The organism is Chryseobacterium sp. CP-77, assembly GCF_036362765.1.
In the GTDB taxonomy this organism is placed as follows: Bacteria; Bacteroidota; Bacteroidia; order Flavobacteriales; family Weeksellaceae; genus Chryseobacterium; species Chryseobacterium cupriresistens.
In genome coordinates this window covers 4,923,181-4,949,381 of sequence record NZ_CP143637.1, presented here as the reverse complement: position 1 = coordinate 4,949,381, position 26,201 = coordinate 4,923,181, and the positions used below count along the sequence as shown (strand labels likewise).

Sequence of the window (26,201 nt, the reverse complement as noted above, 5' to 3'; positions counted from 1 at the left end):
GACTATTAATCTTTGAAAAGCGATACTCTTGTAAAAGAATCTACTACTACGCCACAGTTGATATCAGATTCCATAAAAAGCTGATACCCTCTTCCCGGATCAAGACTCGCAGGGTCCGCAATGGTATAGAAATAAAAGGTAAGAATGTTACCTGTTCCACTGGAGCCGCTTGGAACCAGCTGGATAGAATTGATTTCAAAACCGGAATCGGGATTTTTAAAAGTAGCTTTTATGGATCCTGAAGAGTTGGAACCTGGAGTAATTGTAGCGATTGCTCTCCAAAAATGAACCTGCCCGTTAATTTCATTTTCTCTCCATTTACCGGTAGCCGAAATATAGATATTGCTCGTAACTCCCGGAAATGGAACGGTAGTTTCCGGCCAGCTTGTAGTAGGGCTTGCAGCAAAAACCAGCGGTGTGGCATAAAGCACCTGTTGTCTCGGGCCATAGCCGCTTCCTGATGCCGTTAAATTGAATGAGGGTTTTACATTTGCGTTTCCAGAATTGATTTTAACGACACCGTCGTTACCAGCCTGAGAAGATGTGGGAACAAAAAGCTGTCTCCAGAGGGTACCATCCCAATACTGGAAGTTATTCGTTGTCGTATTATAAATAAGAGTTCCTGCAGTAAGATTAGCGTTTACTACACCTGCAGGAGGCACTGTGGAAACGTCATTATCAGCCAGGTTGGTATCCCGGTCAGTATCAGTAAGACGAGGAATGAGAATTCCTTTCTGGTTGGAAACTATATCCAGTACTGAAGCACTATTTGGTGTAACAGTATTAATCCCAACCTGAGCATACGTAATACTGTTTATTAAAAACAGCATTAAAAAGGTTAAAATTTTTCTCATGATATAAAGCTTTTGTAGAATAAAATTACAAACTTGAACGATAAAAATGTTAAAAAAAACATTTTTATATGTCATATTTTATCCGTATTTTGTTAATTATAAAATATTGAAAATCATCAAATTAACACACAATAATTCACTTTTTAATGATGAATTTTATTTTAACATTTGCAAGATTCTTTTAACAATCATATATTTACCCTATTCTTTATATAAATTATTAACTTCGCTGTGAAATACCCCTATCTAAATGGAAAGAGAACATAATCTTATTCCTGAGGACACTCTCTGGAAAAGATTCCTTTACCGGATAATTTATCGATCTGATACGAAGCTTGGAAAACTGTTCGATATCATATTATTGTCTTTAATTCTTGCAAGTACTGCTATTATCATGATGGAAAGTGTACCTAAGCTTGATAAGAGATTCCATTATACCTTCCTGATTCTTGAATGGATCATCTCCATTTTCTTTACAATGGAATATTCTATGCGGATTGCAGTGGTAAAAAATAAGCGGAACTATATATTCAGTTTTTTCGGAATTATAGATTTTCTGGCTCTGGTTCCCTTTTTTCTCAGTTTTTTCTTTCCGATTACCAAGTATTTTCTGATTTTCAGAATGTTGAGAATGTTGAGAATATTCAGGATTTTCAATTTACTGGATTTTATGAATGACGGGTATTTCATTGTAAGGGCTTTAAAGAACAGTTCGAGAAAAATTTACATTTTCCTTCTGTTCCTGATCATTTTCTCAGTCATTGTAGGCTCACTTATGTTTATGGTAGAAGGTGGAAGACCTGGATTTGAAACGATACCGCAATCTATCTATTGGGCCGTTGTTACGGTAACTACTGTAGGATATGGTGATGTATCTCCTATTACGCCCTTAGGCAAGTTTTTTGCGGTTATTCTTATGCTGGCCGGTTATTCTATTATCGCAGTCCCTACCGGTATTGTAACCGCAGAAATGAGAAACAAAAGACAAAACCTGGAAATGGTATGCGAACGCTGCGGAAACGACGATATTGATGATGACGCGAGGTATTGTAAGAAATGTGGCAAGAAATTAGCTTAATATTTGATATAAGTAAAATTCATTAATCAAACACCACAAAATCATGGAACCAAAAAAGAAAAACAGACCCAATAGCTTAGTAATTATTCTTTTTGCACTGATTGTACTGATGGTCATCATTTATTTTATATTAGTAATGTTCTTCCCTGCTGTTTTTGATCTTATGAATACAGGCGATATACAGCCAGTACCCGATAAATGATGAGTGATGTGCAATTGTCGACGATAAACAATTTACAATCATCGCGAACCCGGATAAAATAAAAAGATGAGCTGAACATTTCACTCATCTTTTTTTATCAAGATTTTCAAATACTCTTTAATCTCAATAAAAAAGACGGATCACATATGACCCGTCTTCCTTTTTTTATTTAAATGATGAATTATTTTTTAATGGCTTTGATCGTTTGTTTAGATCCGTCTTTCATTTCAAGCGTTATCAGATAAACTCCCTGCGTTACATCCCTTAAATGGATCGTAGATTCAGGGGTACCAATAGTTTTCACTAATCTTCCCGTAGCATCTGTCACAGATACATTTTTCACATTTTTCACATCGGAGATATTCAACACATCTGTAAATGGATTAGGATAAATCTGGATATTATTCTTCGCTGCAGCGACTTCGGATGTTGCCAGGTTGGCATTGTTAATACTGATATCGTCTATATACAGATTATACTGATCCGGATCTGAATAAGCATTAAATCCAAAGAAATACACCCCTGTTGCAGGAACTGTAAATGTTATAGATTCGGTATGAGCAATTCCATCATTAATTGAAGGATAATCTGCTATAGAGCCCGTCATAGCGGCCGCATCAGGAGAAGTACCATATGCTACTTTCAGTTTTTCAGCATAAGTTGATGAATTATTACCATATTGATAACTGATTGTATATTGTACTCCTGCTGTTAAGTTCAATCCCTGTGTAAAGAACCATGCATCGGCAGAATTGGAAGAGTTGTACTGATATTTCAGCACATTGGTAGTGAATCCCTGGCTGTCAGAAGGAGGATCCGCTGTTTCCCAGTCATTTGCAGCCCCTGCATTAACATTCATTGTACAACCTGGAAGCTCCGGAACAGTAACATTTTCAAAATCTACAACATAAGGAAGGTTTGCACTTGAACATAATGTTGTAAATGTGGCAGAATCACTCCATGCACTTTTGCTCGTTGTGCTACATGCAGATCTCACCCATACATAATACACAGATGAAGAAGCTAAACCTGGAATATTATAGGTAGTTGCTGTAACTCCTGTAAAATTAGGTGTGCTTGTTGCTGTAGGTGCCGTATTGGTTGTGCTGTAATAAATATCATATCCGTTTGCAGGAACGGGAGTAGCTGCTGCCCAGGAAACGGTAGCGCCTGCAGCAGTAATGTTTGAAACAGCTAATGCATTAGGTTCACTACAAGCCGGTGCTACATCGATTTTAATATCATCAACATATAATTGATTCATATTAGCATCAGAATACGCCTGGAATCCAAAATAATAAACACCTGTAGCTGCTGGCGTAAAGTTCACAAAAGAGCTCGTTGCTGTACTGGTAACAATATTCGGGTGATCCGCCAGTGTATTGGTCATTCCAGCGCTGGTAGCTGAAATTCCATAGGCTACTTTTAATTTTTCTGCGTATACAGTTCCTTCTGCATTGGCATATTTATATTTAATTCTGTAGGTAGTTCCTGCGGTAAGGTTGATTCCATTGGTAAAAAACCAGGTATCGGCATTATTAGCATAATCGTAAGAATACTGAAGAACATTCCCTGTAAATCCCTGGGCATCCAGATCACCTGTTTCCCACATATTTCCGGCACCATCATTCACTACCGAAGTACAATTCGGCATATCAGGTGGAGTTATACTTTCGAAATCCAATGCGTAAGGTACCCCCACAGCGACACATGATGTCGTAAATGTTGCCATTTGGGACCATGCACTTTTGTTCGAAGTACTGCACACAGAGCGTACCCATACATGATAGGTAGTGGCTGGTGCAAGGGATGGCAGATTTGTAGTCAATCCATTGATAGATCCGGAAACAACTGTCGCAGCAGTAGGGTATGTACCGGAAGTTGAATAATAATATTCGTAACCGCTTCCCGGCGCAGAAGAAGGAGCTGTCCATCCGATCTGGGCAGAATTGGCCGTAACAGCAGATACCGTTAAAGCAGATGGTGCAAAACAGGTCGGAACCGCGCCGATGTTTACCGTATAATCATGTGCTTCTCCGTACCCATCCGTATTACAAGGTATAGGATCACTGGAGAACCTGTCGCCTACTCTCATCCTGTAAGTACCTGGAGTAACGGTAGCAGGAATGGTTATAAGTCCGGCCGTAATATTATTGGCTCCTACAAGAGTACTGCTTGCCGTAGCTACAAGTTCAGGAGCGGCATCATCAAAAGTTCCGTCGTTATTGAAATCTATCCAGATACGGACATTCTGATCGCTGTAATCATGTTTAACACTAAAATCATAACTCAAACCTGCACTCAGGTTGATCGTCATAGAGGTATAATCTCCATAGGCATCAGTAGAACACCCTGTATTAGGATGATCAAATCCGGCACCCGGAATTGCAAAAGAATCTATCATATCTCCTCCACTACACCCACTGGCAAAAGCAGGTGTACAGTAAGTCTGTGCAGAAGATAAAAAGCCGGCCATTAAGAAACCAACAAGTAAAAAATTTCTCATATAAAAACAGTATTAGTTAATCAAATCTAGTGAAAATCAGCAATAAAAAAAATATTTATTTAATTATATCACAATGAATTAAACTTTTTCTTTAATAAAAGACAATTTAACCTATATAAGGAGAGGCCGCTCAAATTGAGCAGCCTCTCTATTTCCTGTTTTTCAAGAAACTATTTTATCTCTTAATTGCTTTAAGGGTTTGTTTAGATCCGTCTTTCATATTCAGAACCACTAAATATAACCCTTCTTTCAGATCTCTCAGCTGAAGCTCTGAAGATGGTTTATCAATGGTCTTAATCAACCTTCCGGAAACATCAACAATTAAAACAGACTGTACTTTGGATACATCAGAAATTGTCAGCATATCAGTAAACGGATTAGGATATATATTAATCTTGTTTTCTTTTACTGCAGTTTCAGACGTTGCCAGATTAGGATTTTGTTTTATTTCAACATTATCTAATAGAACATCATCATAGTAATATCCGTTACCATTCACATTTTTATCTACAGTAAATCTCACCTGGATAGTAGTTCCGATGTAAGAAGCCGCCAAAGGAACAGCAACTGTTCTCCATTGGTTTGAGTTGGTATTATCACTAAAAATAACTACCCATCCGTTTCCATCGTTTACTTCTACCGTAAGCTTGTTATTATCATAAGTGGAAGGTGAAACCGTAGTAGAAGAAGTGGTAGAATGGTTTTTAAACCAGTCAAAAGAAACAAGAGGTGCGGTTAATCCTGTTAAATTTACAGGAGGAGTAACCAGCTGAACCGTGTTGGCACCCGCTCCATTATATGGTGAACTTGCATCTACCCATGCATATGTACCTGCCGCTTTTTGGTTATTAGCCGGACTTGCACCATAATCTGCAGACCCTGAGAACTTCCAGAACAGATTAGCTTCGGTACCTGTTGCCGTAGGGTTTATACTGCTCCAACAGTTGGGTGCTGCTCCACTATCAAAGTTTTGAGCAAAAGGAGCCATAGCTGTTCCGCAAAGTGTATTGAAAACAGCAGCCTGAGAACTCCACGCACTCTTATCGGAAGAACTACATACCGATCTCACCCATAAATAGTAAGTACTGGAAGGAGATAATCCGGACAAAGGAGCCGAAGTGGTAGCGCTGGTTCCGGAAGCTGCAGTAGACGCTGTAGGAGCTGTACTGCTTGTAGAATAGTAATACTCATATCCACTTCCAGGAGCAGTTGCCGGAGCAGTCCAGGAAGCATTTGCTCCATTGGTTGTCATTCCTGAAACAGTAACAGCCAATGGTTCAGAGCAGCTAGGGGTTACATCTATATTGATATCATCAACATAAATCTGGTTCATATTAGCTGCAGAATAAGCCTGGAATCCGAAATAATAAACTCCTGTTGCACCTGGTGTAAAGTCTACAAACGCATATGTAGCAGTTCCACCTGTAATATTGGCGTGGTCAGCTAAAGTATTTGTCATTGAAGCACTTGCAGCAGAAGATCCATAAGCAACTTTTAATTTTTCAGGATACTGGGTGGTTCCTGTTGCATTGGCATACTTATATTTGATTCTGTAGCTAACGCCTGCAGTAAGATTTAAACCTTGGGTAAAGAACCATGTATTGGCAGCATTAGAACTATTATAGGAATAATTAAGCACTTTCCCTGTAAATCCAGCCGGAGCAGTTGCTGTTTTCCATGAATTTCCGGAACCACTGTTTACCACTGTTGTACAAATTGGCAATGCAGGTGTTGTAACGTTTTCAAAATCTAAAGTATAAGGTAAATTAGATGAATTACATACCGTCTGGAATGATCTTACCGTACATGCGGTAGCAGGCCCTGCAATATTGGCTGTATAAGCAGTTACAGAATAATAATACGCAGTACCAAAATTTAAAGGAGCTGCGAAAGTATAAGAATTATTAGTTCCGCCTGCAATATCCATATCTGCAATATCATTTCCTCCTGAGGTAGTTCCAACTTTCAGTTTGTACCCGGCAGCGCCATTTATTGCATTCCATGTAATCGTAGGGGTTACACTTACTCCTGTAGCATTGGATGCAGGAGCGGTAACGGTAGGACAAAGACCTGGTGTTGTAAAGTTTGCAGAGCTTGACCAATTTCCTTTATCTGTTCCATTACAGTTTCCTCTTACCCAATAATAATATTGAGTTGAAGGAGTCAGACCGGATAAATCAGCTGTTATTACCCCGGCACCTACAGATCCTGAAGGCGTAGCCGTTGCAAGCGGAGTTGTTGAAGATGTAGAATAATAATACTCATATCCATTACCCGGAGGTATTGTAGAAGCTGTCCAGCTTATTGTTGCGGATTCAGGAGTCAGAGCAGAAGAAGAAAGACCGGTTACCGTACTTGCACAGTTAGGTGTAGTGGTAAAAGACCCTGATGAGGCATATCCATTCCCCGTTCCGGCTGCGTTTGGAATATGAGAATAGATAGATTTTACTGATCCGTTTAATGCCTGAACCTGAACCTGGTAGCTTGTATTTTGAGTTAACCCTGTAATTGTAGCAGTTGCAGCAGAAACCGGATTACCAACAAGGTCTGTCCAATCACAGTTTCCGACTTCTCTATACTGAACATTGTAAGCTGTTGCACCTGTCGGAGCCGTCCAGTTTACAGTAGCAGCATTATTGGTAATTGCAGTGGCAGCTGCAAAAGTCCTTACCGGAGCCTGTGTGCCTGGTGTCCATTTATATTGCAGCCCGGCAGGGATTTTAACACTTGCATTGGTTGTGCTGGAAAAAAGCATTGTACTGCTACCAGCATTACCGGTAACAGCTTTAGACCAATCGCAGGTAGTTCCGGACGGCACGTTTCCGATCATCAGGGAATTTACATTGGACGCATAAGTAGTACTGTTTCCTCTTATCCCTACCTGTGGAGTACTGCCAGAAGTGCTGGTACCCGGATCTGTACAGCTTCCATAAATGATCTTTATTTCACCGGTAGCATAAACCAATCTGATCTGAAAATTTAACTTTTCAGTAGATCTGTTAAAGTAATTGGCATGATCCTGCCACTGTACAACAAATTCAGTTCCCAGGTCCTCATACCTCACTTCATGATTTCCCGCTGGTTGTGTTGCATCTGATGATGAAAAGCCTCCATCCTGCCCAAAAGCGGAAATTGCCCCTGTAGTTGATCCCAGACTTGACATTGGAGTGTAGTTTGTCCCGGAAGGAGCTGCTCCAAACGTTATAAATCCATTGGCACTCACATAACATGTGGTCATGGCAACACCACCGAAATTAAAAGGAGAAGACAATGGAATTGCTGCGGATACATCATTGTCATAAGTAGTATTAGTCCCAGAAGGGAACAATTTTGTACCTCCGGTAATGGAAGTATAAGCTACCCCGGTACTTTTTGAAAAAGTATAGTTGGCGACGTCGGTTTGCGCATAGACTCCCATACTCAGGGAAGCCAGACACGAAAGTAGTAATTTCTTCATAAAATAGTAAATAATAACAGTTAGGGCGGTAAATGTATAAATATTAATTTAAATTTTAAATGAAATATTAGAAAATATCATAAATTTTTATACAAAAACAATAAAAAACACTATTAAAACATTATATAATTAAAAATTTATTTAAATTATATAATTATTTCGCAATATGATGAAAAATAACAACTAATTAAATAACAGAGACTTAACTACTATATAACCAAAATAGACTTCAGTAAATTTTTCTATTTTAACCGAAAAACTATTTAAAATTTTTCATCAATACTGATAATATATAAACAAAAAAAAGAGTGGCAAAAGCCACTCCTTTCTTTATCATGTATTTTTCTAGTTTAAATAAAATTCATATTTATTAAGAAGTTGAATTTCTTTTATCAGATCACCATTCAGATCCACCGAATGTTTCATAGACTGAACTTCAATATGGGAGTCATCTTCCAGGTTTTTGATAAAGAATTTCAATTTTTGGTTTCCTTTGTTTCTGTCGAGAACCGTTCTGAAAAAGTCGAGATCTTCAGGTCTTACATCCATCACATCCATTACCAATGATATACTTTTTGCAAATCTTTCAAATGCTTCCTGAAGTTCAATGACATCATTTACATTAACGAAGACCCTGCCATCTTTTACCTGAGCAAATTTTATCTTAAAAATAACAAATCTCTGAACTTCCAGCTTTTCTTTCAATCTCATATAATCCCTGTCTCCCAGCCTGAATGAATAGGATCCGGAATAATCTTCCAGTGTAACAAAAGCTACTTTCTCACCGCTTCTGAAACCGTCCTGAACCCTGTATTCGGTAATAAGACCGGCTACAGTATATTCTTTACCACCACCGCCATTTTCTCTTTCTTTCTGAAGGGTTTTCCAGTCTTTCTTTTTCTCTTCAAACAACTCTTCCTGTTTATTAGAGAAAGCCTGTTCTTTGTAAGCATCCACCTCATCCAGATTCAGGAATAAGAAATTCCCTTTTGGCTCTGCCTTCTTAGTAACTTCTTCTACCACTTCCTCTTCTCCTGCTACTACATCATCTGAAACAATTTCCGTAAGATCCACAGCATCTTCCAGGGCATCCTGCTCCAAAACAGGCGCTTCATCGGTAACTGCCTTGTCTTCTTCATTTTTCTCAAGAACCGCTTTTTTAGAAAGCTGCCCCTGCATAAACTGGAACTGATATTTAAATTCGTCCAGCGGGTGAGCAGAAAGATAGAAGCCAATGATCTCTTTTTCTTTATTAAGCTTATGCATATTAGGCCATTCCGGACATGGAGCCAGTTTCGGCTGTTCAATCTGAACTTCTTCTGCAAAATCCGCAAATAAAGAGTGCTCCATCTCGTTTTTGCTTTCCTGGAAACTCTGCCCGTATCTGATCAGTCTTTCAAGATTGGTCTTTCCTGCCATGTCAATATCAAAATACTGCCCTCTATGGAAAGTATCCAATTCATCAAAAGCACCTGCAAGCACCAAACTCTCCGCTACCCTTTTGTTCATCTGTGAAGGCAGTATTCTTTCGAAGAAATCATAAATATTTTTGAACCTTCCGTTTTCTCTCTCTCTTGTAATTGCTTCACTCGGTCCTTCCCCAATTCCTTTTATTGCCCCCAACCCAAAGCGGATCTGTCCTTTTTCGTTTACGGAGAATTTGTATTGAGATTCATTCACGTCCGGTCCCAGAACATCCACGCCCATACTTTTACAGTCTTCCATGAACATAGTGATTGAATCCGTATTGTTAATGTTATTACTCATTACACTCGCCATGTATTCTGCCGGATAATTAGCTTTTAAATAGGCGGTCTGATAAGCGATGAATGCATAACACGTTGAGTGGGACTTATTGAAGGCATATTCTGCAAAGGCTTTCCAGTCGTTCCAGATCTTCTCCAGCCTTTCTTCATTAAGGTTGTTTTTTCTACCTCCTTCAATAAATTTCGGGTACATTTTATTAAGAACATCAATCTGCTTTTTACCCATTGCTTTTCTTAACGTATCGGCTTCACCTTTGGTAAAGTTGGCCAGTTTCTGGGACAAAAGCATTACCTGCTCCTGATAAACGGTAATTCCGTATGTTTCTTTTAAATATTCTTCTGTTTCCGGTAAGTCGTAGACGATCTCTTCAATTCCGTGCTTTCTGTTGATGAAGTTCGGGATATATTTAATCGGACCAGGACGGTACAAGGCATTCATGGCGATAAGATCGGCAAAAACCGTCGGTTTAAGCTCTCTCATGTATTTTTGCATCCCCGGACTTTCATACTGGAAAATCCCGACTGTCCTTCCTTCTTTAAACAGCTGATAGGTTTTGGCATCATCCAGCGGAATAAGATCCGGATCAATATCCACTCCATATCTTGCTTTAACAAGCTTCAATGCATCTTTAATGATAGTCAGCGTTCTCAGCCCCAGAAAGTCCATCTTCAGAAGACCGGCACTTTCCGCAACAGAGTTATCAAACTGCGACACCAAGATATCAGCATCTTTCGCTGCAATGGTAACCGGAACAAGATTACTCACATCTTCCGGCGTAATAATCACCCCGCAGGCATGAATTCCGGTGTTTCTGATACAGCCTTCCATTTTTTTAGCACTTGCTAAAACTCCGTGTCGTGCATCATCAGGACTTTCAAGAACATATCTCATCTCATCAACGAGCATCTGTTCTTCCGGTTTTAATTTATCATACTTCGCTAAAGCTTTTGCAATATTCATCCCGGGACTTGGAGGAATCAGCTTGGCAATATTATTGGTATCAGGAATAGGCACATCCAAAACCCTTCCGGCATCTTTAATGGCAGATTTTCCTCCCAACACCGAATAGGTAATAATTTGTGCTACCTGAGTTTTTCCATATTTTTCAACCACCCATTTGATAATTTTATCCCGCCCTTCATCATCAAAGTCAATATCAATATCGGGCATGGAAACCCTTTCCGGGTTCAGGAATCTCTCAAAAAGGAGATCATATTTAATGGGGTCCACATTGGTAATTCCGATACAGTACGCCACAGCAGATCCTGCAGCAGAACCCCTTCCCGGGCCTACCCAAACGCCCATATTACGGGCTTCATTACAGAAGTCCTGAACGATAAGGAAGTACCCCGGATAACCGGTATTGGCAATTACCTCAAGCTCAAAGTCAAGACGTTCTTTGATATCGTCGGTAATACCGTCCTCTCCATATCTTTTCTTAGCACCTTCATAGGTAAGATAGGTAAGGTAAGCCATCTCCCCTCTTTTCCCGCCATCTACCTCATCTTCTGCATGGATAAATTCCGCAGGGATATCAAATTTAGGAAGAAGTACGTCTCTTTTTAAGGTATAAGGTTTAAATTTTGCTGTAAATTCTTCATATGCATCAAAAGCATCCGGATAGGCTAAAAAGGCTTCTTTTATTTCATCAGAATTTTTGATGTAATATTCGCCTGTCGTCAGCCCTCTTCTTTTACCGAATCCTTTTCCAATAGGCGTAGTAAGCTTTTCACCATCTTTGATACAGCTTACAATGTCCTGAATATTAGAATCATCTTTATTGGTGTAAAAGGTTTCGTTCTGAGCTAAAATTTTCACATTATATTTATCTGCCAGATACAAAAGAACTTCATTTAAATGTTCTTCTTCAGGCAGTTTGTGATTCTGAATCTGCACATAAAAATCATCTTCAAAGGTGTCTTTCCACCATTTGAAAAGCTCCTCTCCTTTCTGCTCACCCGTATTTAAGATCGCATCGGGAATATCTCCCATAATTCCGGATGTTAAAGCTATGACTCCTTCTTTATATTGAGCAATCAACTCCCTGCTCACCCTGGGAACTCCAAAATAGAACCCTTTCAGGAATCCTATACTGGAGAGTTTTGCCAGGTTTTTATATCCATTAAAATCTTTCGCCAAAAGCACAACCTGTGTTCTTCTGTCCGGATCATCTTTGGTAAACTGCTTTTGTTCGTACCGGTCTGAAATATAAAACTCACAACCCACTACAGGAATAAGCGGTTCTGAAACAGGCTCTTCTTCAGTAAATTCTGTTCCGTTTTCTTCTGCTTCCTGCTTTTTTGCCAGATATTCTTTATGCTTTTTCGCTCTGTCTGCATTAGCTCCTTCTACTGCCGAGACGAATTTGAAAGCTCCCATCATATTTCCAAGATCCACCATTCCGACAGCTGGGAAATTTTCTTCAGAGGCTTTTTTAATGAGGTCATTAATGCTTGAGGTAGCCGTAAGTGTAGAGAAAACACTATGGTTATCAAAATTGAAATATTTACCTAAATCAATTTCATCAATGCTTCCGAAATCCTGCTGCTTTTTCTTATTATGAAAATCAGCAACCTGTCTTCTGATGACAATATTGAAAGGCTTGATCGGGTCCGGATAAAGACTTCTGAAATATGCGAGCTGATCTTCTGAAATCTTTAACGTTTCAGCAGGAACTACGCCAATTCTTACCATTTCAAAGAAAGCTCTGGCCGTCGCATTAACGTCGGCTGCAGCATTATGGGCTTCATCAAATTTGTTCCCATAAAGCTTTTCATATAATTCTTCAAGTTTCGGAGGTTTAAAACGGCCTCCCCGGCCCCCGCCCAGCTGGCAGAAGTCGGTTCCCAAAATCATGGTATCCGCTTTAGGCTTTTCCTGAAGGTTATCTTTCAGGTTTTTTCTGTAAAATTCTGCTCCTACGATATTGTAATCGAATTCCACATTATGTCCGGAAACCACCCTGATTTTTTCAAGAACGGTAGAGAATTCCTCAAGAACCTCCTGAAGATCACGGCCTTCTTCATTGGCAATTTTGGTTGTAATTCCGTGAATACGTGCTGCGTTGAAGGGAATATCATACCCTTCAGGTTTTATTATATAATCCTGGTTTTCAATCAAGTTTCCATCATCATCGTGCACCTGCCATGCAATCTGGACCATTCTGGGCCAGTTATCCGAGTCTGAAAGCGGAGCGTTGAAATTTTTTGGTAAACCGGTTGTTTCTGTGTCAAAAATTAAATACATATAATGTTCTAACTTTTTTATAAAAAGAGAATGTAAAGTTACTTCATTTTTTTCTAATCAGCACTCTTGTTTTACTATATAAATGTCCGGCTTTTTTTAATTATAGGGTCTTCATTTCATTTACTGCACCAGGATTTTACTTTTCTAATCAAACACTCTTCCAAGAAAAAATTAAAACTTTGATGAGACAGGTGGCTGGTTCGAGATTTTTTTCGGCTATTTTCTCACAAAATAGTGACATTATACCTGTAAATGACATAAAATAAAAACTACAACTATAAACAGGAGTATCAAATTATTCATGAAGTAAGACAGAAAAAATTAAAAACATTAATAAAAAAGCACTTTCAATGACTATAATTAAAAATAAAAGCGTTTTGTTTATATATTTATCAACACAAAACCTAAAAAAACATCACAATGAAAAAAATCTTTATTTCGATCAGTATGCTGACAACTATTGTCATAAATGCTCAAAACAGTAATGAAATTTTAAAAAGAGATTTAGAACGTCAAAGAATAGAAAACAACAAAAAATTTGATCTTTATCTCTCAAAATACCTGGCAGCTGGTAAAAACCCCGAGTCTCTTAACGAACTTGAGGAACAGCGAAAAAACCTGGCGGGATTTGATCCGGATGGAAAACCGTATTTCTATCAATCTCATGATTTGGATCAGATAAAAAACTCCAATGCAGACTTTTTACAGGATGGCAACATTACAGGGCTGACAGGTTCATTCAACGGCGAAAATATTAAATATACCATCTTCGACGGTGGAAGAGCATTTGAAGGGCATGAACTGTTTAACAACGCAGCAGGCAGGGTTAATAATAAAGAAGCCAGCACCATGAACTACAGTTCGCACTCCACCGGTGTTACCGGATTTATCGGCGCCAAAGACTATTCTTATACATTTACATTTACCAATGGAACAACACGGGATGTTAATTTCAGAGGAATAGCACAAAATTCAACTTTTGACAATTATGCATTTGCCACTACAACATTAGCCGGAGCTTCTGCTCCCAGTACAGTATTTGAAAAAATAGTCCTCGCACAGCCCAAAATATCCAATCATTCATACGGCACAAACCCTGGTTGGAGTAGCCTTTATGGAGTTGCCTGGGTATGGGGAGGGCAGTTCACAAGCCCTGGAACCACTGCTGATCTACAGGGAACCTATCTTGATAGCGACCAGACTTATGACAATATCGTGTATAATAATCCCACCTATGTTATCGTGAAATCAGCAGGAAATTCATATGGAATGGGGCCAACAGGAAACACCTTAGCTAAATATTATAAAAACAGCGCGGGAAGTTATGTACAATTTGCAGCTACAGACACACTACCACAAAACAACTGCGCTTTAGGATATGACTGTATTGGTGTTGGTTCTTTGGCAAAAAATATTATCGTAGTAGGAGCTTCTGATATTCTGACTACTAGTGACAAAAGATACTCCTCTGCTACTGATGTGATAAAATCAAGCTACAGCAGCGCAGGTCCAAGAGATGATGGTGCCATAAAACCGGATATCATTACTACAGGAACGAATGTAGCCTATGCATCCACAGCCGAAAATACAACGGGCAGCAGTTCAGCTAGCATAGGCAGTGGAACTTCTTTTTCTGGGCCTATTGTTACCGGAATCATAGGAGTATGGATGCAGATTTATAAGCAGCTATATCCTGCTCTTGAACTTAATGCAGCCTCTGCAAAAACCTTAATGATCCACTCCGCATCTGAAGCAGGAACTGTCGGCCCGGATCCATGGAATGGCTGGGGATACATCAATGCAAAAAAAGGAGCTGAACTTCTTGTAGGAAAATCCAATAATACCGTACTATTTAATGATGAAACCTTAAATAACGGGTCAGTTAATACCCAAACAGTAAAAGCATCCGGATCTGAGCCCTTAAAAGTAACCTTATCCTGGGTTGACCCGGAATATGTGGTCCCTGCCAGCATAACATGGACAGAAGCCTATAATAACAGAACTTCCAGATTGATAAACGATTTGGATGTACGAATTATAGATACCGGAACAGGCATCATTTATCAGCCTTGGAAATTAAATGCACTAGATCCAATGACCCCTGCTACAAAAGGAGACAACACCGTAGACAATGTAGAACAGGTAGTTATTGATAACCCGACACCAGGAGCTGTTTACAGAATTGAGATTTCTCATAAAGGAACATTAAAAAATAACGCTTCTCCGAGTGTTACTTCTCCTCAAAACTACTCCGTGCTCGTAACAGGATTTACCGAAGTACTGGGAACTAAAGGAACAGCATCTGCAACGGATGCTTTAACCGTAGCTCCAACTGTTGTAAAAGACTTTACCAATATATTAAGAGCGCCTAGAAAGTCTACTTTTACGATCTATGATCTTTCAGGTAAAAAATTACAGACCGGAATCATTAACAATGACAAAGAACCAATAGATTTATCCACTTACACCAAGGGAATTTACATCATTGAAATAAAAACAGACAAAGATGTTATTTCTAAAAAAGTGATCAAGGAATAACTTATATAAACAAAGATTTTTCACAAAATACTAACAGTTGTTAGTATTTTGTTTTTTTATGTATATTTGCTTCCTATGGAAAATGCACTTCACGAAAAAGTTTCTCAGGATATATTACTCAAAGCGTATAATCATATGATGCTGGCCAAGGCAATGGCTGACATTTACGAAGAAAACAGAAATGTATGCAAATACGTTCACAGTACTTCCAGAGGTCACGAAGCCATCCAGCTTGCGACAGCCTATCAGCTTAAAAAAGAAGACTGGGTTTCTCCCTATTACAGAGACGAAAGCATTCTTTTAGGAATCGGTTTTGAACCTTATCAACTAATGCTTCAACTACTGGCAAAAGCTGATGATCCTTTTTCGGGAGGAAGATCTTATTACTCCCATCCTTCAAGCAGGGATGAAAACAAACCAAAAATCGTTCACCAGAGTTCCGCTACAGGAATGCAGACTATCCCAACGACAGGAGTTGCACAGGGAATCAAGTACATTCAGGATTTCAATCTTCAGCAATTTGAAAACAATCCTGTTGTGGTTTGCAGTCTTGGAGACAATTCCGTTACAGAAGGTGAAGTGAGTGAAGCTTTACAGTTTGCTGCTCTGCATCAGCTTCCGATCATCTTCCTTGTTCAGGATAACGAATGGGGAATTTCCGTAACGAAAGACGAAGCAAGAACCTGTGATGCATACGATTTTGTAGCAGGATTCACTGGGCTAAGCAGAATGAGAGTAGACGGAACTGATTTTGTGGAAAGTTTTGAAGCCATGAAAAAAGCCGTAGATTTTGTAAGAACAGAAAGAAAGCCTCTTGTTGTCTGTGCAAAAACGGTATTGATTGGTCATCACACTTCAGGAGTAAGAAGAGAATTCTATAGGGACGAAGAAGATTTAACAAAACATAGAGCCAAAGATCCGGGAGAGATCCTCAGAAAACATTTACTGGAAACAGGTGTTGATGAAGATCTTTTAAAGCAAATCACTAAAAAGGCGCGTCTTGAAGCAGAAGAAGCTTTTGAAAAAGCTAAAAATGCAGAGGATCCAAAGCCTGAAACCGTAATGCAGCACGTTTTTGCTCCAACTCCTATTACTGAGGAGACAGGAACACGTGAACCTGCGAACGGAGAAAAAATTGTAATGGTGGATGCTGCTATCCATGCCATCCAGGAACTGATGTGGAAACACCCTGAAGCACTTCTTTACGGGCAGGATGTAGGGGAAAGAATTGGTGGAGTTTTCCGTGAAACGGTTACTTTAGGAAAAAAATTCGGAAGCAAAAGAGTATTTAACACAGCCATTCAGGAAGCTTATATCATTGGATCTACAGCGGGAATGAGTGCAGTTGGACTGAAGCCAATTGTTGAGGTTCAGTTTGCTGATTATATTTATCCGGGAATCAACCAGTTGATTACGGAAATTTCAAAATCAAGTTATTTAAGCGGCGGAAAATTCCCGGTAAGCAATATCATCCGTGTTCCTATCGGAGCCTATGGCGGCGGCGGTCCTTACCATAGTGGAAGTGTGGAAAGTATCTTAGCCAATATCAAAGGAATCAAAATAGCATACCCAAGTAATGCTGCAGATTTTAAAGGTTTGCTAAAAGCAGCTTATTATGATCCGAACCCGGTAGTGATGCTGGAGCATAAAGGATTGTACTGGAGTAAAGTTCCGGGAACTGAAGATGCCAAAACGATAGAGCCTGCTGAAGATTATGTTCTTCCATTTGGAAAAGGTAAAGTAATTATTGAAGCAGATAAGGATGAAACCGAAAAAGGCAGAACTTTATTGATAGTTACTTATGGAATGGGAGTTTACTGGGCCAAAGAAGCAGCTAAGAGTTTCAACGGAAGAGTTGAAGTGATCGATTTAAGAACATTGATTCCTCTTGATGAAGAACTTGTTTTCGAAAGAGTGAAAGCGCATGGAAAATGCATCGTTCTGACAGAAGAACAGCTAAACAACTCTTTTGCAGAAGCTTTTGCACACCGTATTTCCAAAAATTGCTTCAGGTATCTTGACGCACCGGTAGAAACAATGGGATCACTGGATGTGCCTGCTGTTCCTATCAACCTTGTTCTGGAAAAAGAAATGCTTCCAAATGCTGAAAAGCTCAGCAGTAAGATCGAAGAAATGCTGAAATATTAAATAATTGAAACCTCTGAAAAATCAGAGGTTTTTTTTTATTAATTTTAATCAACAGAACAGATGCCTCATTTTGGTATCTATTTTGTTGATATGCACCAAAAATTCCATACTTCTTTATGATCACTACTAAATATGTCAATTATAAGCAGGTTCTCAATTTATCAGGTTTTCATCTTATACTGATTTCAATCTGGTGTACGCTGATCGCTGTCCTATTCTATTTTTTCAATTGGCAGTGGATGACGATTCCATGGGTTCCTGTAGCTTTGATTGGTACGGCAGAAGCATTCCTTGTAGGTTTTAAAAACAATCAGGCTTATGACAGACTTTGGGAAGCCAGAAAAATCTGGGGTGGAATTGTGAATTCCAGCCGTTCATTTGCCTCTATGGTGTATGCCTTCGATACTAAAAACGAAGAAATTGGTGTTTTTGATCTTGAAGACCGTAAAAAAAGAATCGTCTACCGTCACATAGCATGGTTATATACTTTCCGGGAACAGCTTTTGATTCCTACAGAATGGGAGCATATCAGTACAGAAAATAATAAATTCGGGAATATTAACCTGAGAAGAAACAGATTAATAAAAGCCGGTTTTCCTGACTACGGAAGAGCGCCTATTTTCCTGCACAAATATCTGTCAGAAGAAGAATATGATCTTAAAAATGATTATAAAAATTTTGCTACCTATCTGATAGCCCAGCAGGCAAAAGACATCAACGAGCTGAAAAATATGAATGCCATTACAGATTTCAATCAGACTCAGCTTCAAAACAGCCTGAATGAATTCTACAATTTCCAGGGACAGGCAGAGAGAATCAAAAAGTTTCCTTCTCCAAGACAGTTTGCGAGTACAGCTTTTGTTTTTAATATTCTGTTCATCATGCTTCTTCCACTGGGATTAGTGAACGAGTTTGCCAAATTGGGAGATTGGGGAATATGGACTTCTATTCCTTTCTGTATCATCATTGGATGGATTTATATCATCATGGAACTGGTAGGAGATTATTCTGAAAATCCTTTTGCTGGATTAATGTTTGACGTCCCTATGCTGTCTATCTGCAGAACGATTGAAATAGACCTTCTTCAGATGAGCGGAGAAACAGATCTTCCGGATCCTATAGCTTCCAAAAACGGAGTATTAGTATAATTCCTGAGGATCATTTATTAAAACAAAACTGCAATAAAAGGCAAAATATATTTTAAAAGTTCATTGTTTTTCATAATTTAGGGCTTTGAAAGCATCAGCTATGTTAATTCATCCGGATCAGTATTGTTGTTACTTTTTCGATCAGCTAATAATTTATCCCTTCTTTGTAAACAATGAGATCCAGGCAACTTCTGCAGGCTATCACAATGCTGTGCCTTACCCTATTCTGCCCTAATGTGAAGTCGCAGGCGGCTTTCAATAAAGAGTTACCAAAAGAATTTACAGATCACTTCACCCAGGAGATCAACGACAGTATCCCTTCTCTCGGATCGTTCATTGTTTCCCAAAATGACAAACTGATTTATGAGTATTATTCCCACGGAGCCAACAAAGAAACCATCTTCAGCATAAAGTCCGTTACCAAGAGTATCGTCTCTGTTCTGGCAGGTATTGCTCAAGATAAAAACATACTTCCCAATCTCAATACACCGGTTTTAAAAATTCTTCCGGAATACAATGTCTCAAGAAGCAGTTTCAAAAATATCTCCAATATCGAAGGAAAGGTAGCTCATGATTCGATCAGAAATACGTTAACGTTAAGAAATCTGCTGACCATGCAAGGTGGTTTCGATTGGATTGAAAATTCAAAAATATCAACAGCCATGTCATTTTCCGGTGATCCTGTAAAATTTGTACTGGATCTTCCTTTTGAAGAGTATCCGGGAACCGTATTTAATTATAACAGCGGTGAAACCCACCTTTTCGGGGCAGCACTGGCAAAAATTGTGAAAACCAATCTGAAACAATTTGCAGCAGAAAACCTTTTTAAACCACTAAAGATCAATGTTCCCCGATGGGATACAGATTCCATGAACAGGAATATTGCAGGTTCGGAAATGTTTATGAAACCTGAAGATATGCTGAAATTTGGTTTGATGATTCTGAATAACGGAAAACTGGGAGGCAGACAGATTGTTTCCTCAAAATGGATTCAGGAATCGACAGCTGAGCATGTCAAACTGGATTCCTGGGATGTGATGCCGGGTGCCAATGGATACGGCTATTACTGGTGGCGGAGAAAAACCAACGGACATCAGGCTTTTGTGGCTACCGGATATGGCGGACAGCTTATCTGCATCATTCCTGATTTAAAAATGGTTATCGTGACGACCTGCTTTCTGAATGACAAAAACAGAGGCAGAAGCGAGATTAAAAGACTTCACTATTTTATCGACAAAATGACCAAAGAAGATATTTATAAACATTGATCTTCCACACAGTTTAAATCAAAAAACCTGTGATAAGCTTACAATACAATCGCCGTCGTATTTTTAACTTCGGAAATCATAAATGAGCTGTGCGTACTTGCAATGTGTTGAAGCGTTGTAAGTTTCGTCAGCATAAAACTGCGGTAATCTTCAATGTCTTTCACTCCTATTTTAAGGATATAATCATAATCTCCGCTTACATGGAAACATTCCGTAACTTCCTGAAGGTCCATTACCTCTTTTTCAAACTGAAGGACAAATTCTTTTTTATGCTGGCTTAGTTTCACATGACACAAAACGATAAAATTTTTCTTAACTTTACTCTTGTCCAGCAAGGCTACATATTTTGAAATAACCCCAGCATTTTCAAGCTTTTTTACACGCTCATAAATTGCTGTAACGGACAATCCAAGCTTGGCGGACAGTTCTTTGGTGGTTTGTTTACAGTCTTCCTGTAAAAAAGACAAAAGTTTCTTATCAGTTTCGTCAAGTTCCATAGATAATTTTTTGGTAAAAATTTAATACTATCGAAGATACTAAATATTTTTTCTAAATAAACAATATTTTACAGTTTTATATTCTATAAATTCAAATTTATGTTGTAATAATTAACAATTTAATGCAAATTAGAACCATAAAATAAAAACAATATTTATGGAAAACTTTAACGCAGCCAATGAGATCCAGGATCTCCAGTATTTTGGTGAATTCGGGGGAGTGAATCCTTCTATCTCTGACAGCTCTACCTATACATTCCTTTCTGCAAAGACAATGTTTGATACTTTCGAAGGCAATGCGGAAGGATGCTATCTGTACTCCAGACATTCATCACCGATGAATCTTTATCTGGCCCAGGCTCTTGCCAAGATGGAGAACACAGAATCTGCCAACGTTACAGCATCCGGAATGGGAGCAATAACTTCTGTTTTGATGCAGGTGTGCAAAAGTGGAGACCATATTATTTCAAGCCGGACTATCTACGGGGGAACCTATGCTTTTCTAAAAAATTTCTTCCCTCAGTTCAATGTAGCGACCACTTTTGTAGATATCAATAATTTTGAATCTATAGAAAAAGCAATTACTGCCGATACTAAAGTCATTTATTGTGAAAGTGTGAGCAATCCGCTGCTTGAAGTAGCAGACCTTAGAAAGCTTTCCGAAATCTGTAAGAAACACAACCTGAAACTGATTGTAGATAATACCTTCTCCCCTCTTTCAATTTCTCCGACATTATTTGGGGCAGACGTCGTGATTCACAGCCTCACAAAGTTCATCAACGGAAGCAGTGATACGGTAGGAGGAGTATATTGCGCCACTCAGGCATTTATTGATGATACCAAAAATGTAAATTCCGGAGCTTGTATGCTTCTTGGCCCAACCATGGACAGCTTACGATCTTCAAGTATCTTAAAAAACCTGAGAACATTACACATCAGAATCAAACAGCACAGCCACAATGCCATGTATCTGGCTGAAAGATTTGAAAAAGATGGCTTAAAAGTATCTTATCCGGGTTTACCATCCCACAAAAACCATGAATTAATGAAAAGTATGATTCATGAAGAATACGGATACGGAGGATTACTGACCCTGGATGCCGGAACAACAGAAAAAGCAAACGAACTGATGGAACTGATGCAGACAGAAAACCTGGGGTATCTTGCTGTGAGCTTAGGGTTCTATAAGACCTTATTCTCATGCTCAGGAAAATCTACCTCATCTGAAATCCCTGAAGAAGAAAGAGCATCTATAGGAATTTCAGACGGACTGATCAGGTTCTCCATCGGTCTTGACCACGATATCAAAAGAACTTACCAAAAAATGAAGGAATGCATGCTGAAAGTTGGAGTTCTTAACCACCATGAAAACATTTCCATTTCCTAAATTTATTGTAAAAAGGCTGTTTCATTTGTGAGAAACAGCCTTTTTTATTTATCAATCTAAGATGTATTTATTTGATGAATGCGCTAAAGCCCATTCCTATTGAATTTTCTTTACAGGTAATGATCCCTGCTATTTCTTATAATAATGATGCGGAAAAGCATCCTCGGGCTTCATTCTGAAAACATTCAGCAAAACCCAGGACTTTAAGAATCCGTATCCGTAAGAAAACATCTGAATATAAGTGGAAATAACTGCCATTCCGGCAATACTAATATTTTTTGTCAGCAATAAAGCGTGAAACAACACCAGAAAGGTATACAATCCATAAAAGGCAAGGATGATTCCTCTTCCCATAATAAAATACTCCAGAAAGCCCATCACATATCCCAGCATAAATAAAGTAGGAAAAGCAAAGGAAATCTTTACATAATTCGGGTGTCTCTGGTTAAGAATCGGTCTTGCACAGCCAAACTGATAGACCTGTTTGGAGAATTTTCCAAAATCAACCCTACGTTTGTGATATACAGCGATATCATCAAAAAAAGCAGTAGTAAAACCGTTTTCCCATAGGGTCATGGAAAGATCCGGATCTTCACCAATTCTCATTTCGGAAAATCCGCCTACTTTTTTAAAGACTTCTTTTTTCACCCCCATATTAAAACTTCTGGGCTGAAATTTCGAAACCGCTTTCTTACTTCCCCTTATTCCTCCGGTAGTAAATACAGACGTCATGGAATACGAAATAGCTTTCTGCATCAGATTAAATCCTTTATGCGCTTTATCAGCCCCGCCAAACGCATCACAGGGAATGGTCAGAATATCATTTTTAATATGCTCAATATAATCTTTTTCAACAATCACATCACTGTCTACAAATACCAGCCATTCGTTAGCGGCTCTTGCTGCTCCGTAATTTCTTGTCAGTCCCGGCCCTGAATTATCTTTTCTGAAATATTTAATATCCAATCCCTGTTCAAAGTTTTTGATAGTAGGTTTCAGATCGATCAGAGAACCGTCATCCACGATGATGATCTCAAACTCCTTATCTGTCTGTTGAGTAAGAGAAGTCAGCAACTCAAAAAGTTCATCTTTTCGGTTGTAAATGGCAACGACAATAGAAATAGTAGGCTTCAAATTGAAAATTTTTCAAAATTACTTATTCGCAGAACAACCTACAAACAGTTTAACAGCTTATTCAGAGAAATTAACGAAGTTACCTTGTATTCTTCTCACTGTATGCATTTTACCAATGAAATTCTGAACCAAGTAATTTGGCATTTTAAACAAAATAAACGTCCGGAATCCCTCCTAATTTTGCTATAGAAATTTAAACCAACAAAAAATGGAACCCATTATCAGCACATTACAGCAACCCGTTCAGTCAGGCTTTAATGCTTATTCAACAGCAAAGGAAGTTATTCAGGGAATTGATCTTACCGGAAAAACAGTGATCATTACCGGTGGCTATGCAGGAATCGGTCTTGAAACTACAAAAGTACTTACTTCAGCCGGAGCCCATGTCATTATTCCTGCAAGAGATATTGAAAAGGCAGGAAAAAATCTTACAGGAATTGAAAATATCAAACTTGAAAAAATGGATCTGATGGATCCGGCATCCATTGATGCCTTTGCAGAAAGATTTGTCTCATCAGGCAGAAAACTGGATCTTCTTATTAATAATGCCGGGATTATGTGGGTACCGCTCCGCAGGGACAGCAGAGGTTTTGAATCTCAACTGGCAACGAACTACCTTGGACAGTTTCATCTTACCTCAAAATTATGGCCGGCTCTGAAGAAAGCAAATGGAGCAAGAGTTATCAGTGTTTCTTCGTATGGACATCAGATGGCTCCTTTTAACTTTGAAGACCCCAACTTTGAGGAAAGAGATTACGATACCCTTTCCGGATACGGACAATCCAAAACAGCTTGTAATCTGTTTGCCGTAGAACTCGATGAAAAAGGAAAAGAATTCAATATCAGAGCTTATTCTCTCCATCCCGGTTCTGTATATGGTACTGATCTGGGCAGAGAAGAACCTGTTGAGCTTTTTAAACAGCTTGGAACGCATGACGAAAACGGAAATATAAAACCTGAAGTTGAAGCCCGATTAAAAACCATTCCACAAGGGGCTGCTACTACAGTCTGGTGTGCTGTGACGCCTCAACTTAACGGAATTGGCGGAGTGTATTGTGAAAACTGTGATATTGCAGAGGTAGACAGAGGGCAAATTGAGCACAGATTTGATGAACCGGCTACAATTCGCGGGGTACAACCTTATTCCATCGACAAAAACAATGCTGCCCGTTTATGGAAATTAAGTGAAGAAATGCTGGGATTCAGCTTTGATACCCAATAACTGTTTTTAGGCAATTATATACAATTTTACAAATCCTGCTATCTTATTATTATAACGCTCATTCTGTATGTAACGTAATGAAATGAAGAATCTAAGCTATACATGAGATTCTTCCTTCATCAGAAATCAAAGATTCGACTTCATCAATGGCAAAGCGTAAAATTATATTAAATACATTTGTAATGAAAAACTTTTGACAATGGATTTCCAGATACAATACCTTACGCCGGATATCAAGCTTTCCAGTTATGATGACAAGCTCTTCAAAACGGAAACAGTTTTTGAATACCATATGCTGGTTTGGTTCATATCAGGAGAAACGAAAATTATTCAGGCAGATAAAACCTATGTTTTCAAAGCTGGAGATATTTTCCTTATTCCAAGAAACCATCTTGCAACGATTATCAATTATCCTAAAGACGGGCTTCCGCATAAAGCAGTAGTTATGCATCTTACCACAGAACGTCTGAAGAATTTTTACAGTTCTGTTGATGAGCAGAGGAAAACAGGAAATCACAAAGCCAGCATTCATAGTTTCAGCAGTCATCCGCTTCTGAACAGCTGTCTTGCGTCGCTCATACCTTATTTTGAAATGGAAGGTCCGCTTCCTGAGAATATTGCCCATTTAAAAATCACTGAAGCGATCAGTATTGTAAGGGAAATTGATCCGGATATAGATTACATACTCGCCGATTTTGATGAGCCGGGAAAAGTAGATCTGATCAATTTTATGGAAAAAAATTATATGTTCAATATGCCTTTGGAACGGTTCGGATATCTGACAGGAAGAAGTTTATCTACTTTCAACAGAGATTTCAGAAAGATTTTTCAAATGACACCACAGCGGTGGCTTACTCAAAAACGTCTTGAACTGGCCTATTATCATTTATCCGAAAAAAATAAAAAGCCTTCCGATGTTTTTCTGGAAGTAGGTTTTGAAGACCTCTCCCATTTTTCGCATGCTTTTAAAAAACAGTATGGGTTTGCGCCATCACTGGCACGATAAAAACAAAAAGGTTGTACTCATGTGGTACAACCTTTTTTTATTACTACTGGAATTATTTTTTCTGCGAACTACCTGGATCTTTTGATTCCTTCTTTTGAGATATTATATTATGATTTAGGGCTTTTCTTTCAGGTTTTGAAGGTGATTTTGAACGTGACGATTTTGATCCAGAACCCAACAGATCTAGTAAATCAAAAATTACATCAAATATGTCAAAAAAATTCCAGGACATTTCTAATCTCAGAGGTTATTATTTATTATCTCCCAATTTATAAACTTTCTTCGTTCCTTCATACTATTTTGTCCTATTATATAAAAAATCCCGATCTAAAGTAGATATATAATACTGCCGAAACAAAAAAAGTGATTACTGAGCAACTGAAAAGAAGTAATTTGAACAGGGTTTTAAAGTAATAAAGTTCCAAAACATAGAGAATAAAAAACACTAACAGCGAAATACCAATTCCTATTAAAGAAGCTACTATTAAGGTTTGTGTATAGTTTTGTACCGGTAAAGGATCTTTAAAAACAATAAAAAGCCCAAATGCCGCTAACGCCAAAGCTACAGCACTTACTTTCTCAGTAAAATATTTAGATCTTTTTGATTCCTTTTTTAGAGGTTTTTCATTATAATTAAGACTCTTTCTGTCAGAGGTTGAACTTGACAAGCCTGAGCCCGAGCTAAGCAACCCCAATGCGTCCAAAATTATGCTTAATAGATCTAAAAACATCAGTTTATTATT

The 26,201-nt window shown here is 38.6% G+C and carries 16 protein-coding genes; 9 read left to right on the top strand and 7 right to left on the bottom strand.

Going from position 1 to position 26,201, the window contains the following annotated elements; genetic code table 11:
- Positions 1-5 precede the first annotated feature (5 nt).
- Positions 6-854 carry a hypothetical protein gene (locus V0410_RS22185; protein WP_330745661.1) on the bottom strand — a complete coding sequence of 283 codons (849 nt, stop codon included), beginning with the start codon at positions 852-854 and terminating at the stop codon, positions 6-8.
- Positions 855-1,104: 250 nt separating this feature from the next.
- Between V0410_RS22185 and V0410_RS22180 the strand changes: the two genes are divergently transcribed.
- Together V0410_RS22180 and V0410_RS22175 are read left to right on the top strand one after the other, a co-directional pair.
- Entirely contained in the window at positions 1,105-1,932 is an 828-nt protein-coding gene (locus V0410_RS22180) for an ion transporter (RefSeq protein ID WP_330745660.1), read from the top strand.
- Positions 1,933-1,975: 43 nt separating this feature from the next.
- On the top strand, positions 1,976-2,134 hold the full coding sequence (locus tag V0410_RS22175; protein WP_171006318.1) for a hypothetical protein: 159 nt from the start codon (positions 1,976-1,978) through the stop codon (positions 2,132-2,134).
- Positions 2,135-2,315: 181 nt separating this feature from the next.
- Here V0410_RS22175 and V0410_RS22170 read toward each other — a convergent pair whose 3' ends face one another.
- The 3 genes from V0410_RS22170 to dnaE form a co-directional block, all read right to left on the bottom strand.
- A complete protein-coding gene (locus V0410_RS22170) occupies positions 2,316-4,640 on the bottom strand; it encodes a GEVED domain-containing protein (RefSeq protein ID WP_330745659.1) in 2,325 nt (774 codons plus the stop codon).
- 175 nt (positions 4,641-4,815) lie between these two features.
- Positions 4,816-8,097, bottom strand: coding sequence for a fibronectin type III domain-containing protein (locus tag V0410_RS22165; RefSeq protein ID WP_330745658.1), 3,282 nt, complete (start codon positions 8,095-8,097; stop codon positions 4,816-4,818).
- Between the two features lie 345 nt (positions 8,098-8,442).
- Positions 8,443-13,110: a DNA polymerase III subunit alpha gene (gene dnaE / locus V0410_RS22160; protein ID WP_330745657.1), complete on the bottom strand. Its 4,668-nt coding sequence runs from the start codon at positions 13,108-13,110 to the stop codon at positions 8,443-8,445.
- A 420-nt stretch (positions 13,111-13,530) separates the two neighbouring features.
- On the opposite strand from dnaE, the gene V0410_RS22155 reads away from it, so the two are divergent.
- From V0410_RS22155 to V0410_RS22140, 4 genes are all read left to right on the top strand, one after another.
- Positions 13,531-15,648: a S8 family peptidase gene (locus tag V0410_RS22155; RefSeq protein WP_330745656.1), complete on the top strand. Its 2,118-nt coding sequence runs from the start codon at positions 13,531-13,533 to the stop codon at positions 15,646-15,648.
- A gap of 75 nt (positions 15,649-15,723) precedes the next feature.
- Positions 15,724-17,796 (top strand): alpha-ketoacid dehydrogenase subunit alpha/beta, encoded by a 2,073-nt coding sequence (locus tag V0410_RS22150; RefSeq protein WP_227943591.1) that lies wholly within the window; start codon positions 15,724-15,726, stop codon positions 17,794-17,796.
- A 116-nt stretch (positions 17,797-17,912) separates the two neighbouring features.
- On the top strand, positions 17,913-18,944 hold the full coding sequence (locus V0410_RS22145) for a bestrophin family protein (protein WP_330745655.1): 1,032 nt from the start codon (positions 17,913-17,915) through the stop codon (positions 18,942-18,944).
- Positions 18,945-19,117: 173 nt separating this feature from the next.
- Positions 19,118-20,212: a serine hydrolase domain-containing protein gene (locus V0410_RS22140; protein ID WP_330745654.1), complete on the top strand. Its 1,095-nt coding sequence runs from the start codon at positions 19,118-19,120 to the stop codon at positions 20,210-20,212.
- A 38-nt stretch (positions 20,213-20,250) separates the two neighbouring features.
- On the opposite strand, the gene V0410_RS22135 is transcribed toward V0410_RS22140, so the two are convergent.
- On the bottom strand, positions 20,251-20,709 hold the full coding sequence (locus tag V0410_RS22135) for an Lrp/AsnC family transcriptional regulator (protein ID WP_110009280.1): 459 nt from the start codon (positions 20,707-20,709) through the stop codon (positions 20,251-20,253).
- Positions 20,710-20,866: 157 nt separating this feature from the next.
- Between V0410_RS22135 and V0410_RS22130 the strand changes: the two genes are divergently transcribed.
- On the top strand, positions 20,867-22,096 hold the full coding sequence (locus V0410_RS22130) for an aminotransferase class I/II-fold pyridoxal phosphate-dependent enzyme (protein WP_330745653.1): 1,230 nt from the start codon (positions 20,867-20,869) through the stop codon (positions 22,094-22,096).
- Positions 22,097-22,225: 129 nt separating this feature from the next.
- On the opposite strand, the gene V0410_RS22125 is transcribed toward V0410_RS22130, so the two are convergent.
- On the bottom strand, positions 22,226-23,230 hold the full coding sequence (locus V0410_RS22125; RefSeq protein WP_330745652.1) for a glycosyltransferase: 1,005 nt from the start codon (positions 23,228-23,230) through the stop codon (positions 22,226-22,228).
- A gap of 208 nt (positions 23,231-23,438) precedes the next feature.
- Here V0410_RS22125 and V0410_RS22120 point away from each other — a divergent pair, with 208 nt between their 5' ends.
- Both V0410_RS22120 and V0410_RS22115 read left to right on the top strand, forming a co-directional pair.
- Entirely contained in the window at positions 23,439-24,452 is a 1,014-nt protein-coding gene (locus tag V0410_RS22120) for an SDR family NAD(P)-dependent oxidoreductase (RefSeq protein ID WP_330745651.1), read from the top strand.
- Positions 24,453-24,651: 199 nt separating this feature from the next.
- Positions 24,652-25,458 (top strand): AraC family transcriptional regulator, encoded by an 807-nt coding sequence (locus V0410_RS22115; RefSeq protein WP_330745650.1) that lies wholly within the window; start codon positions 24,652-24,654, stop codon positions 25,456-25,458.
- 308 nt (positions 25,459-25,766) lie between these two features.
- Here the strand turns inward: V0410_RS22115 and V0410_RS22110 are convergent, their stop codons facing one another.
- Entirely contained in the window at positions 25,767-26,189 is a 423-nt protein-coding gene (locus V0410_RS22110; RefSeq protein WP_330745649.1) for a branched-chain amino acid ABC transporter substrate-binding protein, read from the bottom strand.
- Positions 26,190-26,201: the final 12 nt, after the last annotated feature.

Coding starts and splice junctions, on each gene's coding strand:
- V0410_RS22130 (WP_330745653.1), top strand. CDS start 20,867: ATGGAAAACTTTAACGCAGCCAATGAGATCCAGGATCTCCAGTATTTT.
- V0410_RS22150 (WP_227943591.1), top strand. CDS start 15,724: ATGGAAAATGCACTTCACGAAAAAGTTTCTCAGGATATATTACTCAAA.
- V0410_RS22140 (WP_330745654.1), top strand. CDS start 19,118: ATGAGATCCAGGCAACTTCTGCAGGCTATCACAATGCTGTGCCTTACC.
- V0410_RS22165 (WP_330745658.1), bottom strand. CDS start 8,097: ATGAAGAAATTACTACTTTCGTGTCTGGCTTCCCTGAGTATGGGAGTC.
- V0410_RS22110 (WP_330745649.1), bottom strand. CDS start 26,189: ATGTTTTTAGATCTATTAAGCATAATTTTGGACGCATTGGGGTTGCTT.
- V0410_RS22175 (WP_171006318.1), top strand. CDS start 1,976: ATGGAACCAAAAAAGAAAAACAGACCCAATAGCTTAGTAATTATTCTT.
- V0410_RS22180 (WP_330745660.1), top strand. CDS start 1,105: ATGGAAAGAGAACATAATCTTATTCCTGAGGACACTCTCTGGAAAAGA.
- V0410_RS22145 (WP_330745655.1), top strand. CDS start 17,913: ATGATCACTACTAAATATGTCAATTATAAGCAGGTTCTCAATTTATCA.
- V0410_RS22115 (WP_330745650.1), top strand. CDS start 24,652: ATGGATTTCCAGATACAATACCTTACGCCGGATATCAAGCTTTCCAGT.
- V0410_RS22120 (WP_330745651.1), top strand. CDS start 23,439: ATGGAACCCATTATCAGCACATTACAGCAACCCGTTCAGTCAGGCTTT.
- dnaE (WP_330745657.1), bottom strand. CDS start 13,110: ATGTATTTAATTTTTGACACAGAAACAACCGGTTTACCAAAAAATTTC.
- V0410_RS22155 (WP_330745656.1), top strand. CDS start 13,531: ATGAAAAAAATCTTTATTTCGATCAGTATGCTGACAACTATTGTCATA.
- V0410_RS22170 (WP_330745659.1), bottom strand. CDS start 4,640: ATGAGAAATTTTTTACTTGTTGGTTTCTTAATGGCCGGCTTTTTATCT.
- V0410_RS22185 (WP_330745661.1), bottom strand. CDS start 854: ATGAGAAAAATTTTAACCTTTTTAATGCTGTTTTTAATAAACAGTATT.
- V0410_RS22135 (WP_110009280.1), bottom strand. CDS start 20,709: ATGGAACTTGACGAAACTGATAAGAAACTTTTGTCTTTTTTACAGGAA.